Source organism: Sphingobacterium sp. UBA5670 (assembly GCF_002420705.1).
GTDB lineage: Bacteria > Bacteroidota > Bacteroidia > Sphingobacteriales > Sphingobacteriaceae > Sphingobacterium.
Window position 1 is genome coordinate 88,418 of sequence record NZ_DIIM01000003.1, and the last position, 17,171, is coordinate 105,588.

At 42.2% G+C, this 17,171-nt stretch carries 10 protein-coding genes; 8 read left to right on the forward strand and 2 right to left on the reverse strand.

Annotated elements, in window-relative coordinates:
* Positions 1–418: 418 nt before the first annotated feature.
* Both B3C94_RS03230 and B3C94_RS03235 read right to left on the reverse strand, forming a co-directional pair.
* A complete protein-coding gene (locus B3C94_RS03230) occupies positions 419–1,339 on the reverse strand; it encodes a hypothetical protein (RefSeq protein WP_293898900.1) in 921 nt (306 codons plus the stop codon).
* Between the two features lie 108 nt (positions 1,340–1,447).
* The gene (locus B3C94_RS03235) at positions 1,448–3,079 is read right to left on the reverse strand and encodes a TlpA family protein disulfide reductase (RefSeq protein ID WP_293898902.1); all 1,632 of its coding nucleotides are present in this window, start codon (positions 3,077–3,079) and stop codon (positions 1,448–1,450) included.
* A 367-nt stretch (positions 3,080–3,446) separates the two neighbouring features.
* On the opposite strand from B3C94_RS03235, the gene B3C94_RS03240 reads away from it, so the two are divergent.
* The 8 genes from B3C94_RS03240 to B3C94_RS03275 all read left to right on the forward strand — a co-directional run bounded on the left by B3C94_RS03240 (position 3,447) and on the right by B3C94_RS03275 (position 17,164).
* Complete coding sequence (locus B3C94_RS03240; RefSeq protein ID WP_293898905.1) at positions 3,447–3,773, forward strand: helix-turn-helix domain-containing protein; 327 nt, start codon at positions 3,447–3,449, stop codon at positions 3,771–3,773.
* Between the two features lie 278 nt (positions 3,774–4,051).
* Complete coding sequence (locus B3C94_RS03245) at positions 4,052–7,246, forward strand: SusC/RagA family TonB-linked outer membrane protein (RefSeq protein WP_293898907.1); 3,195 nt, start codon at positions 4,052–4,054, stop codon at positions 7,244–7,246.
* 11 nt (positions 7,247–7,257) lie between these two features.
* On the forward strand, positions 7,258–9,117 hold the full coding sequence (locus tag B3C94_RS03250) for a RagB/SusD family nutrient uptake outer membrane protein (protein WP_293898910.1): 1,860 nt from the start codon (positions 7,258–7,260) through the stop codon (positions 9,115–9,117).
* Positions 9,118–9,119: 2 nt separating this feature from the next.
* Entirely contained in the window at positions 9,120–10,043 is a 924-nt protein-coding gene (locus B3C94_RS03255; RefSeq protein WP_293898913.1) for a hypothetical protein, read from the forward strand.
* Positions 10,044–10,303: 260 nt separating this feature from the next.
* Positions 10,304–10,888, forward strand: coding sequence for an RNA polymerase sigma factor (locus B3C94_RS03260; RefSeq protein ID WP_293898916.1), 585 nt, complete (start codon positions 10,304–10,306; stop codon positions 10,886–10,888).
* Positions 10,889–10,944: 56 nt separating this feature from the next.
* Complete coding sequence (locus B3C94_RS03265; protein WP_293898919.1) at positions 10,945–12,090, forward strand: FecR family protein; 1,146 nt, start codon at positions 10,945–10,947, stop codon at positions 12,088–12,090.
* 31 nt (positions 12,091–12,121) lie between these two features.
* Complete coding sequence (locus B3C94_RS03270; protein ID WP_293898922.1) at positions 12,122–15,727, forward strand: SusC/RagA family TonB-linked outer membrane protein; 3,606 nt, start codon at positions 12,122–12,124, stop codon at positions 15,725–15,727.
* A gap of 12 nt (positions 15,728–15,739) precedes the next feature.
* Entirely contained in the window at positions 15,740–17,164 is a 1,425-nt protein-coding gene (locus B3C94_RS03275; RefSeq protein ID WP_293898925.1) for a RagB/SusD family nutrient uptake outer membrane protein, read from the forward strand.
* The last annotated feature ends 7 nt before the right edge of the window (positions 17,165–17,171 follow it).

Here is a 17,171-nt window from a genome sequence, read left to right on the forward strand (position 1 = left end):
GCGACTACATAGCAGTTGATTTTTTAAATTTATGCGGGTAAAGCTCCGTTATATTTTGTGGCTTATTGATGCTATATTCATTAGCGTATGTTTTAACCACTGAAATAGCTTCCACCTAATGCTTCTTGATCATAGCAGGTGATAACTTTTCTTTTTTGGCTTTCGCTCAATTCTATAAAGATCCGGCATCACCAGTAGCCCTTTTTGGCTCTTCTCACATATCTCTGAATACATTCCAGTGTCTTTCCATTGCATACATCATAATTCAATCTTGCGTATTCACTCCCGAAAAATCATCATCTTCGGTAAAAGAGGATTTTTTGTTAAGACTCAGTACCCTAAATAAAAAGCCACTCCCTTCCGGAAATGGCTTAAAACAAAATTATTTATAAACTTTAAAAGTAAAAAAAATACTTGATTACAGTTTTTCGATTTCTTCGATAGAAAGTCCTGTGCCTTTAGCAATATCAGCAATAGGTAAACCCATTTTCTTAAACTCCATTGCAATGGCAATGGCCTCTTCACGCTTACCTTCAATCTTACCTTTCTGAATTCCTTTTTGAATTCCTTTCTTTTCAGCTTTATCTAATAAATATTCTTGAGTGCCCATAGTATCGCTCCTTCCTATTTTTGTTTCTATTTCTTTTTCAAATATACCCAAAACTTCCTCGTTATCAAAACTTACATAGTAAGTTAGGAAATCATATAACCCTTGTCGCGTATCCTTATCCATCTCCCGGTTTATCATTTCATCATAAAGATCGTGCTTGATCGCTTTCAGACCTTCGTCGCTTATTTTCTTGTTCTTAATAGCCAAAAGAGCGGTAAGAACAATCACAGAAAATGGATTCTCATTTGATCGCAATACCGACTCTTCCTGATCCATGATCTTGTAACTGTTAAAATCATAGCGCAATGACGTACCCATAAATTCTTGCCTATATACCTCCGGCCGATAGCTTCCATTTTCATCGGCCAGAATAGCTATAGCCGTAATAGGAACTTTATAACGATCCCATATACGGTAGAAATAGCGGAACATGCGCTCGGCTAAATCACCATTTCCTTTGCTGCTCTGAATCTCCACATGGCACAGCACAAACTGTTCGCTCCCATCCTTTAAAAAGACTTTGACAAGCTTATCGACATAACGAATTCCCTTACTGTTACTTTCCGGAGGAAATAATTGCTCAAATTCTTTGTCAAGATAATCAAAGGGTCTGCTCAAGTCAAAAACAGCATCTGCCTCATGAAAAATAAATCGTAAAAAATGCGAAAATGTTTGCTCCAAAATAGACTTCCACAAGGGATCATCTACGCGCCTTCTTTTTGGACTCATAATTATTTATCAACTGGTTAACAACACAAAGATAGGAAATACCCAAACTAAAATACTAATTTAATTAGTATTTTAGTTTGAAAAGTAATGTTATTATTGTAGACCAAATTAGTTGATCCCTTGCATCTCTTGATACGTAAACAGCTGTGGATAATTTTTTGGAAGTTCAGTTGTCAGATTATGCATTTGAAAATTATCACTTCTAATTCTACCATCAGGATCCATCAGTACATACCTCGGAATTCCGTTAAATTTAAATAATTCACGTAAAGCCCTATATTCATCGGCAGAAACCCGATAGGATTCAAACATGCTATTTTTAACAATATAATCTTCATAAAACGCCATATCTGGAGTTCCCTCGATATCTGTTACAAAAACAAACACCAAATTCGGATTATCTTTGAGTTTTAAGCGTTTCCCTTGCGACGATTCAATACCGGAGCGGCAGGGGCCGCACCACTGCGCCCAAAAGTCCACAACAACGACTTTACCTAGGTACTTATCTGTTATCTTTTTAAAAATGGTCGCAGCAGCAGTATGGGGTAGCAAATAGCCGTTTTTGGATTTCTTCACACGCTCGGCCAGTTGGAGCGCTTCATACCTTAAATCTCTATTTTTTAACACGGCCAATAATTGTTCTGTGGTTTTTGTTATCCCTGCCGTATCAGACGCACCATTTAATGCAGACTGCAAGGTGCGCAATTTCGCAACTTCAGAAACCAGCGTATTAGCTATTGCTGGGTTAGACTTTCGATTTGCCGAATCCAATACCAAATATAAACTCCCTTTACGTTGACTATTTAAGGCATCATAATAGGCATCACGGCTAAATAAAGTCGAATACTCGAATCGGTTGATAAAGGTTGAAAATTCATCCTGTACCAAAATAGCCGGATCATTTAGGTCTAAGCGAGCTATAAAATTAAAATAATCATCGGGCAGCGGTTCTTTTAGAAAGGCATTTGTAGGATTATTTCTTAGGTATTGCTCTCGATACATCTGAAGATCCATCAATTGCACTGCATACATGAGCGCAACTTGCGTATGGACCAGATTTTTTACTTTTGCTGAAAAATCTAATTTCTTTAACCGTCTGTTTACTTCATTTTGCACCGAATCCCAGGCTGTCAAGATTTGCCTCTTTATTGCTGAAATTGGTTGCGCTTTCAAATGGCTTTCCGTGCTCTGATAAAGCACAGGTACATTTTTCTTCCAATCAAAGCCGCTGAACTGCTGATTCTCGGCAGCAAGAGGGCCTTCAAAACCTATTAACACCAAATTTTGATCTGCTGCAACTCTTAATCGCAACGCGAGCGTCTGCCCCGGTTCGATATAAAATTTAAAACGGTTATTTTTAAAAATAATATAGCTAATTTTCGGGTGCGTGGCCAAATAGCTCGCCTCAAAACGGCCATCAGGATAAACCTGTACGGTAGTCGGATAATCTTCACGGGTCAGCTCATTACTGCTATAAATAATACCACTTGTAAATTCTAATGCAGGGCTATAATCTTCGATAAATCCAATTAGACGTACCGTATCAAATTGGAAAAAATTGTTTTTATACGACACTAGATTTTTTTTCACTTTAGCATTCGCCAGCTTTTGCTTTACCCAGTCATTTGGATCAATTTTAATCGGTTTTTCAGCTGATGATTGTGCTGTAGAAATTGATAAAAGGAAGAAATAAAAAAAGGAAAGTAATGAGAACTTCATAAATAAGCTATTGGTTTCCATGAAATTAATCATTTATTTAGACAACAACGAATAAAATGATTTGTAATTGAAATTTACTATATCATAGTAATAAACCAATTTTTGAATAAATACAATAGACTTATTATTTGCACGCAATAGTACAAACCCATTAGGAAATCTTTTTGAGCAGTTCCATATAATATGCCGGCTTTATATTGGTACTGAAGGAACACGCTTCGAATGGACAGTCAAAGGAAATGAACGCACTTATCCGACTTCAACAGATACAGCGATCATTTATATCAGCAAACGCCCTATCAGCAGGCAATAATTAAAACGGTCTTGGGGAATCGTTTTTCAGCCAATTCCACGATTTTTTGTATATTAACAGCCAAGAAATTTTTAAATGAAAACATTAGGAGGAAAAATTAAGTTACTGAGACTCCAAAAAGGCTGGAGCCAAAAAGATGTTGCAAAGCGCCTGGAAATATCAATCCCTGCATTTTCTAAAATTGAAATAGGGATAACAGATATAAATTTCTCTCGATTAAACCAAATCGCAGAGCTATTTAATTTGCCTACCGTGCAGCTGTTAGCAGATGAGTCAGATGAAATTAAAGACTATGCAAAAGAGGTAAACGCAATTACCAAAAAATTACGCCAACGTGAGGAGGAAATTATCGACCTTCAGAAAAAGGTCATCCAACTGTATGAGCAATTATACCAAAATTGAATCTAGCACCGAATAGCATTCTAACATCATACCTACCCTATCAGTTAAGGCATTTATCGATCTCTCCTCAACTTTTTAACCTCCTCGGCCAACAGTTCAGGACAGTTGATTAAAAGCTTATCCCTATTATTACCTAACAAACCTGTTACATAACAATTCTTGCAATTATATCATCCGCTCTAAAAAAGAGGATGATGGGCTTATGTTAGGGTTTGTACAATAACCAATTAATCTGCCGTCATACGGCTTTTTAAAACCTATTATAAACAAGTTAACTTATGAATTATCAATTTTTTACAAAATCTTTGCGAAAGCGGAGTATCAGGCTTCTTTACCCGCTGCTTGTGCTATCGCCTGCGCCTGTTTTTGCTTTGCCCGCAACGAATGCTCCACTTTTACTTTCCACCAAATTTGCCGGTGTCACAGGCCGCGTACTTGATCAAGATGGCAAGCCTGTCCACGGCGCCACCATCCTGATCAAAGGCAGCAAAGCTGGTGTTAAGACGGGAGAAGATGGGGTATTCCATATCAATCTCCCGGCCGACAATCCCGTTATCATTGTGAGCTATGTAGGCTACAAAGTACAGGAAATCGACATGACGGGCAAAACAAGTATAACAATCCGCCTCGAATCCAACACGAGCATCGACGAGGTTGTTGTTGTCGGATACGGAACAAAAAAGCGACGTGAAGTCCTGGGAGCTGTAGCCTCTGTTGACCCCAAGGAGATCCAAGATATCCCTGCAGCCAACATTGCGGCAGCCTTACGTGACCGCGTAGCCGGATTGGGTGTAAGTGAATCTTCGGGTAGGCCTGGCGCAGCAGTTACCCTCAATGTCCGAAATGCTTTTGCCTCCGACCAGGCCAAATTGCAGGGTGTGACGAATGAACCTCTTTATGTCATTGACGGGATTATTTCGTCGGCCGATGTCTTTGAGAACCTGGATGCCTCCATGGTAGAAAATATTTCGATCCTTAAAGATGCCTCCGCAGCTATCTACGGTGCTTCGGGTGCAAAAGGGGTTATCTTGGTGACCACCAAGAGAGGACAGGTCGGAAAGACACAGCTGAGTTACAACGGTTACCTCGGTATTTCGGACGCCACCGTAAAGCCCAAAATGCTTTCGGCTTATCAACATGCCAAATTATTGAACGAAACCTTTGCGCTCAATAATGCACAACCCAATCTTTTCTTTTCTGATGAAGACCTCGCTTACTTAAAAACCAACCCCTATAAAAGCTGGTATGATGAACTCTGGAAATCTTCCAAAATGGAACGTCATAACCTGTCCATCTCTGGCGGAAGTGAAAAGATCACCTTCTTTGCCGGAGGAAGCTACCAAAAAGAAGATGGCAATTATGCTGGTATGAACCAACAGAAGTATTCTTTTCGATCTGGTTTCAACACCGAAATCATCGAAGGTCTGAAAGCTGACGTGGCTTTTAATGTCAACAATACAAAGACCAACAGCCAAAATAGTCTATCGGACGATCGTGATCAAAATTTCTACCAGACCCTGATCACAACACCGCAGTGGATACCTATTCAAATCGATGGTATGCCGGTCAACTTCTCGAATATCAGCGCCAATAGTGGCACCAATCCCCTGGCGATCATAAATTCGGGTTATTATCAAAAACAAAATAACTCAAACTATAGCATCAATGCTTCCCTCAACTATGCACCTAAAGCGTTAAAAGGATTTAATGCCCGCCTACAAATCTCGCATTCGGGCACCTCCTCCAGCGCACAGGAATACAAACCAGCCTACAATGTCTATGACTTTGTGCGCTGGGGCAATAATAATAAGCTCTATACCAATGAGGTTGCCAGTGTCACTAGCATGGCAGCAAGTAATACCAAAATCTCCCCTACGTTAGGTAAAGGGAATAGCTATCAAGGAAATATCGTATTACAGTACAGCAATACCTTTGGTAAGCACAACCTTGATGTGATGGCCGGAGCCGAGCAGTCAGCCAGCAATGCTGAAAACTTAGCGGTCTATTGGACCAACCAACAATTGCTGAACCTCGATGAATACTGGGCGTTTGATCAGTCCTCGTTTACCAACGGTGGGCGCAGCATCATGGAATCGGTTAAACGCTCCTTCTTCAGCCGCTTAAACTACGACTATAAGAAAAAGTATCTCCTGGAAGTTATTACCCGCGTCGATGCCTCTTCCAATTTTGCGAAAGGCAATATCTGGGGGGTATTCCCAACAGTGGCGACAGGCTGGGTCGTCAGTGATGAAAATTTCTTCAAAGACCTCAATTATATCAGCTACCTAAAACTCCGGGCCAACTATGGACTCGTCGGGGAAGACCGCGTTTCAGCACGCCTTTGGCAAGATCGCTTTAGTGTCGACCTGGTCAATACGGGCTACCTGTACGGCGAAACTCCTGTTGCATCCCTCAACCCCACCATTATTGCCAACCCAGACATCTCCTGGGAGAAACACCGTACCTTTAACTTTGGTGTAGAATCACGCTGGTTTGACAATAAGCTCAGTTTTGGATTTGAATACTATTTCCGCGATTCGTACGATGTATTTGACAAAGGCAACGACGAAAACTTCCCGATGTATGCGGGGTTTAAGGCTCCGGTGGTCAACTACCAGAAGCGAAAAGGCTGGGGTACCGAATTTTCCCTGGGTTACCAAAATACCTTTTCCAATGGGCTAAAACTTTCTACCAACATGAACTTTGGCTATTCGGCAAGCTATACGACCCAAATGTACTTTAACAAATTCCAACTCTATGATTTCTCCTATCCCGACTGGAAGGTAGAAATGGGAACGGATTCCCGTAAATACAATAGCGGAAATTATGGCCTGATCTATGTCGATATGTTGCGTACGCAACAAGATGTCGATAATTTCCTCGCCAAGAATCCCAACTATACCATCGATGGCAAGGTGCCACAGGTCGGCTGGACCGTCTATGAAGACACCAACGGGGACGGCAAAATCACAGAAAAGGATCTAACAACCATGTTTGATAATACCGCGCCGGTTTTTTCAACGGGAATCACGGTCGGATTGGCCTATAAATCGTTCTCCTTAAACACCAATTTCAGGGCGGTATTCGGCGGCAAAGCATTCTACGAGTCACAGGCCATGACAGCGCCCACAGAGACCGTCAACGTGCCCGATTTCTGGGAAGACCATTGGTCATTGGAAAATCCGAACGGGAAATTTCCTCGTTATGATGATGCTGCAATGATGAGAAAATGGAACTCTACCTTTTGGGCCAAAGATGGTACCACCATACGCATCAACAATATGGTCTTCAACTGGAGCGTGCCCAAAACCTTTACGGATCGAATTAATGTACGATCGCTCAAGCTAATGCTAGCTGGCAATAATTTATGGACGATTGTCGCTCCGTTTAAACACCGTGATCCTTATTCGTCCTCTTTGTATAATTATCCAACAATCCGTACCATTTCCTTTGGTTTAAACTTTGGAATCTAATCGCACAGCACATGAAAAGACATTTTTCCTATATCATAGCCTTATTAATGGCATCAAGCACAGCCCTAATAACCCAGAGCTGTAAAGACGATTTTTTTGAACTGGTAGACCATGGCGGCCTGGATGCCCGTATATGGGACAACGAAGGTGCCATAGAATACTATCTGGCCGGCACCTATAGCATGATTATGCCTGGCCATCCGCATGAGATCACGACCAACGATATGCAAATGCACTATGCCAGTGACGAAAATTACTTCTCGGGCACCAACAGCCCCAGTAAAAAAGTATTGGGCTTAAGTGGCGAAATCGGCCTCAACGACGTCAAATACATCGCCACCAAATATCAGGGAACCAATGTCGGTGACAACCGTTACTTTGACATTGCCCGCTGCAACAATGCCATCGCTTATATTCCGACGGGAACCCTATCTACTGAATCAAAAAAGAAATTTTTAGGCCAATTTTATGCCCTACGTGCGATGGTATATTTTGAGCTCACCAGACTTTACGGTGGCGTACCCCTTGTGCTTGAACCTCAAAATCCTGATAAGCTGGAATTAAGCGGGCGGGCATCTGCCAAAGCCTGCTTTACACAGATCGTTAGCGACCTTGATTCTGCAATGGTTAATTTAGATGGTGTAAGCTGGGACGATGCGACAGGACGGGGCAAAATCAACAAAGCCGCCGCGGCCTCCTTAAAAGCCAAAGCCCTGCTATATTGGGCCAGCCCACAGTTTAATCCAACGGACAATGCGGCACATCCTTATGAAGCCCAACGCTGGCAGACAGCATTCCAAGCTAGCAAAGAAGCCTATGATATCTGTCAAGCCGCAGGCCGGGCATTAATCCCCAACTATAGCGAAATCTTTCTAAAAGAAGGTACAGCCAACACCGAAGCTGTCGTGCTGCGATCCTATTCTTCTATTTCTGAAAAGCGCTATACCCGCGTCGAGCAATATTCCAGACCCGCGTCAGAAGGGGGTTCCCCGCAGGATTATTATGTGGCCACCACCAAATTGCTGGATGCCTACCGCATGAAAGATGGGACCCTGGCAGATGGTAACAATACCAACTATGATGCCGCTTTATTCTGGAAAAATAGAGATCCCCGTTTCGCAAATACCATTGTATACAATGGAGCTGTATGGCCTTTAAGTGGAATCGAAGGACGTAAACAATGGAATTATACCAATGCCACCAATGAAACATCCATTAAGTCATTCTATTGCAAAAAATTTGTCAATCCCGCCCTCTCGAAATCTGCTGTAGCGGTGGCCAATGATTTGGGCGGTAACGGTATGGACTGGATTGAAATCCGTTTTGCCGAAGTCATAATGGACTATGCCGAATCGGCAAATGAAACCGGCAACTTGTCTTTCGCCAAGGAGCTTGTCCGCAGCATCCGCAAGCGCGCCGGTATTGAACAGGGAGCCTATGACTACGGATTAGCACTGGCATCCAACAAGGAGCAAATGCGCGACCTGATCCTCAACGAAAGACAGATCGAATTTGCCTTCGAAGGGAAGCGCTATCACGATCTCCGCCGGACGCGTCGCATGCATACCCTGGAGGGAACGATCCAGACGTATCTATTCGAAACAAAATCCGATGCCTTAAAGAAAATATTGGAATCAAAGAATGCTGCCGGCATTATGCACCGCGAAAGCTTAGACATGAACAATAGAGATACGGTATTGAATTATTTCAAGTATCCCTACAACCTACGCGCAGAAAGTGCTAATGGTGCTTTTGCTTTCCGCGATTATTACTATTTCTATCCACTACCCAACACCTTTATGAACTCTTCGCCATTGCTGGAACAAACAATCGGCTATGAAGGGGGTACATTTGATCCATTAAACGACTAATTATGAAAAAATATTTTTTGCTTCTTCTCCTCTTCGGTCTATTATTTTCCTGTAAACGGGAAGGCGACAATATTTTCAACCTTTTTGAGGATGTAAAAGTGACGCTACACCAGGAGAATGAATTTAATATTGGAACTTATAAGGATGTTGCAGTCGGCGACTCCATCTATGTAGATTTTACAATCAGTTCGGCATCCAAAGATATGCATCAAGTATGGATCTTCTACAATGGCGCCGGGGCGGCAGCACTCAAAATCCCATTGGCAGAAGGGGAAAAAAGAAGCTTCCGCTATGTCTATAAAATAAAGGCCGATAAGGTAGGTCTTTCCACTTTTCGGATTATGGCCGTCGACAGCGAAGGCGTATTTATGGGCGATGGATATACTTCTGTCACCTATAATGTCGTATCGGATTACGTGCATCTGAACAATCGCGTGCTGTATATGCCGGATAGTGCTGCGCAAAGCAGCGCTTGCTTTATTGACCTGATGGAAGGTAAAACCTATACCTATGCTGAAGCCAAAGCGCATCCTGAAAAAATCGATTTGGGGATGTACCGAACCTATAAGGTAGAGGCCAATGGTGCAATTACCTATTCCTATAATATCTATTCGCTGCAAGCCAATCCGATTCCTTTTAACGCTTTTGACTTTACGGATCTAGCCGGAAAAGGTCGTGCCACTTATTTTTCAAGCATACAGACCAATCAGGCCACAACATTTCTAAACACCTTAACATCCGGAGCAGTGATCCAGTCCAACGCTATTTCGCGCAAAACGACCAATCTTACTTTAAATGACCTCAAAGTTGGCAGCATGTTCTACTTTAAGACAGCGGAAGAAAAGTATGGCGTCGTGATCGTCAATGCACTGAGCGGCTTTGACAATAACCGCTATTTAAACATTAGCATCAAACATCAAAACTAAATTTGTCCCTTTTATCCCTTTATAATTTGGGGTACCGCAGCTCTGCTGGTACCCCTTTTTTATATATTCTATTCTGCTTCGCCAGTCAATCCCAACGATCAATCCGACTTGATGCAAAGCCATTGGTACCTAAAACATTAAAATGAATAGAATATGTTCACTTGAAATTATTGGCGTCAATATTAAGTTGAAAATTTGTAAATTTGTCCACTTGTTAGGTGCTTAAACAGCATACTATCTGCCCTTTTGAAAAGTTTACGATGGACATCACTGCAAATAATAAGCTATTGATTGCGCTTTCCCATGGAGACGAACACGCTTTTTTTGCTTTATATGACCAGTATAGCCACGCCTTATTTTCCACTATCTTTCGAATGGTTAAAGATAGACAGGTCAGCGAAGAGATCGTGCAAGATGTATTCCTAAAAGTCTGGCAAAAAAGGTCCACCATAGATCCCAATCGGAGCTTTAAGTCCTGGATTTTTACCATAGCTAAAAATGATGTTATTTCTTGGTATAGAAAATTAGCAAAAGAAACCGCAATGCAAGAAAATTTATATCAACATTTCGAGCAGCTCTACATCATGGAAACAGAAAGCGATATGCATGAAAAACAAGCCGAATTATTAGAAAGAGCACTCAATACCTTAAGCGAGCGTAGAAAAGAAATATTTGTCTTATGTAAATTAGAGCAGAAAAGCTACGAAGAAGTTGCCCAAAAATTGAATATTTCTGTATCCACTGTAAGCAATGCGATGGTCAAATCCAATCAACATATTCGCCAATTTGTACAGGACCATTATGATGAGATTTTGTTAATTCTTGTTACATTCTATTTTTTTTAAAAAAATCAAGATTACGATAGTGTTTTTGCTAATAAGTTGCGTATTAACTTATAGATATGGCAAAAAAAATAGAAAATATTTACAAGAGCTATTTAAATGGAAGTATCCATCGCGTTGATCTCGATAGGTTGCTACACTATTTCGATCAAGCAAGCGACGAGGAGCTGGAAGCTCTTGCTTCGCTGGCATCGAATGATTTTGAGGAAGATCAAATCGAACAGCCCTTTGCTTCGCATATCGAAATAATTAAAGGACGGTTGGAAGATAAAATAAACGAATCGAAGAAAAAATCTATTCGTTTAAGACGGCAACAACAATGGTGGGCCGCCGCCTCCATCCTACTTGTCGCTGGATTGGCGACTTGGTTTTATTTGGGACAAGGTCCAAAACCTAGCGATGTCACTGCTCCTTCAGCACCCACTTTATATGTTAAAGATAAGTCTGGAAAGGAAATTGCCATTTTGCCAAAGACAGATTCTGTATGGCAAATAGGAGACATTGCATTTTCCCGTATCGACAGTCAAACTGTAAAAGTAATGGCGATAGGGAAAAATCCAAGCTTGCAAACGATCTATACACCCAATTCGGACTTTAGGCTTGTTTTGGAAGATGGGACCAAGATTACCATGAATGCTGCATCTACCCTACGGTTTCAGATTCCATTTGATGTAGCCAGAAGAGAGGTTTCCTTAGAAGGAGAAGGATACTTTGAGGTTGCTCATGATGCGCGGAGGCCTTTTACCGTAACTGCTGGTACCACAAAAGTTGAAGTGCTGGGAACGGTCTTTAACGTGCGAAATTACGCAAGCGACGGACTTGTTACAACATCCCTGCTATCCGGACGGATCGCTTTAAGCAAATCGGGCACAGCTGAAAGGATGATACTTCGCCCAGGGGAAACAGCTGTAACCGATCAAAAAGGAATACATATTGAACATTTAACGCCAAAGCAAGCTGTCGCCTGGACGGTTGGCTACTTTGACTATCGGGACCAGTCGCTCCGTGTGATTTTGTCTGATTTGTCCAGATGGTATGGCGTCGATGTCGATACCATCGCGCTGCCTACGGATCAATCAATCTATATGAAGGTCCGAAAAAATATCCCATTACAGGAAATGCTGCACCTCTTAAATGAAGCAAGCGGCCTGGACTTTCAATTGAACAATAAAAAAATCATATTAAAAACTACGTATAAAAAATAACAACTAAATAGTACATTAACCTTCATCTACCATGTCCTATCTAACCCAAAAGCGACCGGTATTTTTGCGGAAATACTTGAGTTTGGTCGCTGGAATTGCCTTGATGAGCATGATTGACCCCTACGAACTACATGCCCAGCAGGTACAGTTAAATTTTAAAAATGCCGATGTCAAAGAGGTGATTACGAGCATATCGGATCACTATGGCTATGAATTTGTGTTCGACGGCAATCTATTAAAAGCCGCCCGCCCCATCAGTGTTAACCTCAAACTATCAAGCGTTGAAGATGCCTTGTCCATTTTATTTAAGGATCAGCCCTTCACTTACCGTTTAGAAAATAAACGGATTATTCTCTATCGTAAAACCCTATCAAACAATAGTCAGCTGGTCCGGGGAAAAGTAATCGACAGCCTGGGCAATACAATTCCCGGTGTCTCGATTCATAATATACAGGACAATAGTCAAACGATGAGTTCTGGAGAGGGCGACTTCGAACTGTACGTGACAAGCCCGGAGATCCAATTGTCATTTAGGCATGTCTCCTTTAATGAAAAAGTCATGCGTTTCAGCCCCGAACAAGTCATAAGGCCTGTTCGGGTGATGTTGAGTGCAAAGGAATCTATGCTCAACGAAATTATGATAACAGGTTACCAACGAATCAGCAAAGAACGTAGTCCTGGAGCCTATTCCATGATCAACAATGATCAATTGAACAAACAGATTAACGTCGATTTAACTTCTGCGCTAGAAGGGCAGGTCGCTGGATTGACCTATATCAAAAATCCAACGCGCTCCAGTGCAGACAGTCCCATACTTCGGGGCATTGGCACCTATTCCAGTGAGGTGACCACCAATCCGCTTATCGTCGTGGATGATTTGCCTACTGAATTCACATTAAATGATATTAATCCCTATGATGTAGAATCCGTTACCGTTTTAAAGGACGCCACTGCAGCCTCTATTTACGGTGCCCGCGCTGCCAATGGAGTTATCGTAGTGACGACAAAAAAAGGCAAGGGACAAGGTGTTTCCGTTAATTTTAATGTCGATCAATTCATCACGCAGAAACCGGATGTCGCCAAAATGCACTATGCAAGTACATCCGATCTGATCGATTATGAGACCGATGTTTATAAGAAGGAGTTGTCACGTTATGCCAACACAGCATCGCTATTTAATCACTATGGAAATCTGGGCAGTGGCAGTTTAAAATATTATTCACCCCTTTACGATTTATTCCGGAAAGAATCTATCGGCGAAATTGACCAGCAAGAACGGGATGCAACCATCAATACATGGCGCAGCAACGATTACATCAAGGAGTTTACCGACAATGTCTGGCAAAATGAAACACGCCAACGGTATAATGCAAGCATTTCACAGAATTCAACGAAGAGCAACACCTTTGTTTCCTTTAATTATGATAAAGGGAAGGGACAGGTGATCAACAATAAAAACGAGAAATTCAATCTGTATTTGAAGTCGGGGTTTAATTTGACCAAATGGTTGTCTGCAACGGTAGGAATGAACGGTGCCTATACCGTCAATAAACAAACGGACGGTATTTACAATAATTTGTTCTTACAGCCGCGTTACGCTCGGATCAAAGATGACAATGGCAACTTAGTCTATACGCCGTATGTTGATTTGGCAAGTTCGGTAGGCCCGGGATCAGCCATTAACGGCGAGACTGCAGAACAGATTGCTGCAAACGGAAATTTAAAAAGTACAGCCTTTAATGTGCTTGAGGCATTAGGCGAAGGAATAGAGAGCAACAAGAGTTTAAGCCTTCGCGCATTTACCTCTCTACGGGCCAATATCTATAAGGGACTCTCTTTTCAAACCCAGTTTTCCTATGAATTGGGGCAAGCAGCCCGTGAAAGTTTCTACGACGAAGACAGCTACATGATGCGTGTTGCTTCAAACGCCATGGTCAGCTACAATGATGCGACAGGAATTTATACGAAGAATCTGCCGGCTGGAGGCCGTTACTATCAATACGAGGCCAAACGGTATAGCTATACTTTCCGAAATCAGTTTAATTATGACAATACTTTTGGGCAATATGGTGAGCATCAGCTGACAGCCTTAGCCGGGTTCGAGATGCGCCAGTCGCATGTACCACGCCCTATTCAACAATTGCTCGTAGGATATAACCCCGTAACATTGACCTCGACCACCATTGACTGGGCGACATTGAGTAAATCAGGTATAACAAGTTATATATATGGTGGCAATACCCGATTGGGTGATTTGAATGGTGGGGCACAAAAAGAAACACTACACCGCTATACCTCCCTTTATGCCAATGCGGGCTACACCTATAATAATAGATTTAACCTAACTGGAAGCATACGGGTCGATCAAGCCGATCTCTTTGGCGTAGATCCTAAATTTAAATACCGCCCTTTATGGTCTGTAGGCGCAGGCTGGAATGTCAGCAACGAAGACTTTATGAAAAATAAAGAATGGTTAAATTCCCTCAAACTCCGGGCAACTTACGGTATTACCGGGAATGTGGACCAAGAAAGTTCCAGTTATGGTACGGCCACCTGGAAGTCAGATAAGCTTTTCCCCTACCTGCAGTATCTGGAGCAAAAATCTTTACCAAACCCGATGCTGCGCTGGGAAAAAACAACAACGACAAACCTAGGGTTAGATATCTCGATGTTGGACAACCGCCTTTCGGCTACGATCGATGCCTATAATCGGTATAGTTCGGATCTATTGATCAATGCTATTCTCGACCCTACCGTGGGCGCCAGTTCACGCGTGATCAACAATGGCGCATTACGCAATAAAGGGATTGAGTTTAATATCAACGGCGTGTGGCTGAAAAAGAAAGATTTTACAGCGAGTACGCAGCTGGTATTTTCCTTCAACAAGAATAAGGTGGAGAAAGTGAATGGCTTAACTGCTACCGCACAATCTTATGTCGGATCACCAAGCGACTACTTTTTTGAAGGAAGCAGCTACAACTCCATTATGGCTTATCGCTATGCTGGCATGGAGAATGGTTACCCCTATTTCTTAGATCAAAATGGTGCATCAAATGTCGTTTTCGATGCGAGCGGAACGCCGACAACCATTAAAGATATCACCTCTCCGGATGCACTGGTCAATATGGGGACACTGTTTCCAAAATATACGGGATCTATCAATCAGCGCCTACGCTATAAAGCATTCGATCTTTCGGCCATGTTTGTTTTTTCTGGTGGCCACAAATTGCGTAAAGATGCTATAGACCTGGGTAGTGATGAGCTGACTAACGCGGGTTTGGTCAATCGATGGACAACAGGTGCCGATAACGATTATCCAAGATTGCTGGTCGATTATCCTGACAACCTGCGTACCTATGCGGGGACCTTATCGACCTTATGGCGCTATAGTGATCAGCAGATTGCTGCAGCGGACTATATTAAGCTACGAAATGTCGCCGTAGGTTATCAATTACCAAAGCAATTAGCGCAGAAAGCAGGGATGCAGAATGTCAAATTAACCTTACAGATGAACAATCTATGGACTTGGAGCGCCGCTGGAGACGACATCGATCCAGAAGCCTATTCGCTCAATAGTGGAACACGTAACCTACCCTTGGCAAAAACATTCCTTATGGGACTTTCATTAACATTTTAACCGGAATCTACAATGACTTTGAAAACTTTAGCAACGGCGTTTGCGACTATAATGCTCTTTTCCGCCTGCGATAAATACCTTGATATCACACCAAAGGGCTCTCAATTGGTCCGTACGGCACAAGATTATTACGATTTGGTGGCCTATCCAAATAGAGGGTATCCCATCAATAACTTTCAGTATCTGGTCGATGATCAGTACCTCAAAGAATCCAATGTAATCGGTTTGACACCGAATATTAACACCATCAACTTTTTGTTTCAGGAACAGGAGGATCGGGTAAGCCGTATCACCGCATCGAACTTTTACAATCAGTGCTATAAATACATTGCACAGTGGAATATGATTATTTCCTTGGCTGATGAAAGTACAGGAGATAGTAAATTAAAGACCCTCGCCAAGGCGGAAGCCAAGATGTTTCGGGCATTTGATTATTTCCATCTGATCAATGTCTATGCAAAAGCTTATGATGCCAGTACAGCAGCACAGGACGGCGGTGTTTGTATCATGGATAAATATGATCTGGAAGCGAAGCCAGCAAAATCAACGGTACAGCAGGTATACGATTTTATCCAAAAGGATATCGAAGATGCCTTACCCTATTTGCAGGAAAAGCCGACCAATCCTTATCATCCATCCTTGGCCTTTGCATATGCCCTGAAGGCAAAGGTACATCTCTTCAAAAGAGAAATTACAGAAGCGCAAGCCGCTGCCGAAAAAGCCATGCAGCTGAATGGACAGTTAATTGACCTGGTCCAATATGAAAAGTTAGGCGGCCCCAGCAAAACGCCTATAATCGCTGAAAATAATCCAGAAGTATTAAGCTACATGTATGTCAACGGCTATACAGAGATGAACTTTGGTTACAGCTATATCTTAAGCCCAGAATTGACCAGCATGTTTGATAAGGAAGACAAGCGTTTTAGTCTATTCTATACGACCTCAAATGCCAGTTTTCTGGATATTGGCGCTGGAGCAAGTTACTACAACGTGAAATACACGGCATTTTTCTTCCCCACAGTAGGACTGAAAACACCGGAGATTTATCTGATGCTGGCCGAATGTTATGCCCGTCAGGATCAATTTGCGAAGGCGATTAACATGTTAAATGCCTTGCGTAAAACCCGGATCGAAGGCGACAAAGCAATATTGGCGGTTCCAACCACCCGAAAAGAAGTGATGAACCTAGTAATAAACGAACGGCGTCGGGAATTACCCATTGGATACCATCGTTTTTTCGATTTGAAACGCTTAAATCTCGAACCCGACTATGCCAAAACGCTTGTGCGTGTATTCCCGATCGTCAATAAAACCGTGGAACAAAAAACCTATACCTTAGCACCAAACTCGAGAATGTACATCATTCCGTTTCCATTGGATGCCATGAAGTTAAATCCAAACTTGCGGTTAAATACAGATGAAACAGTCCCCTTTTAATATATGC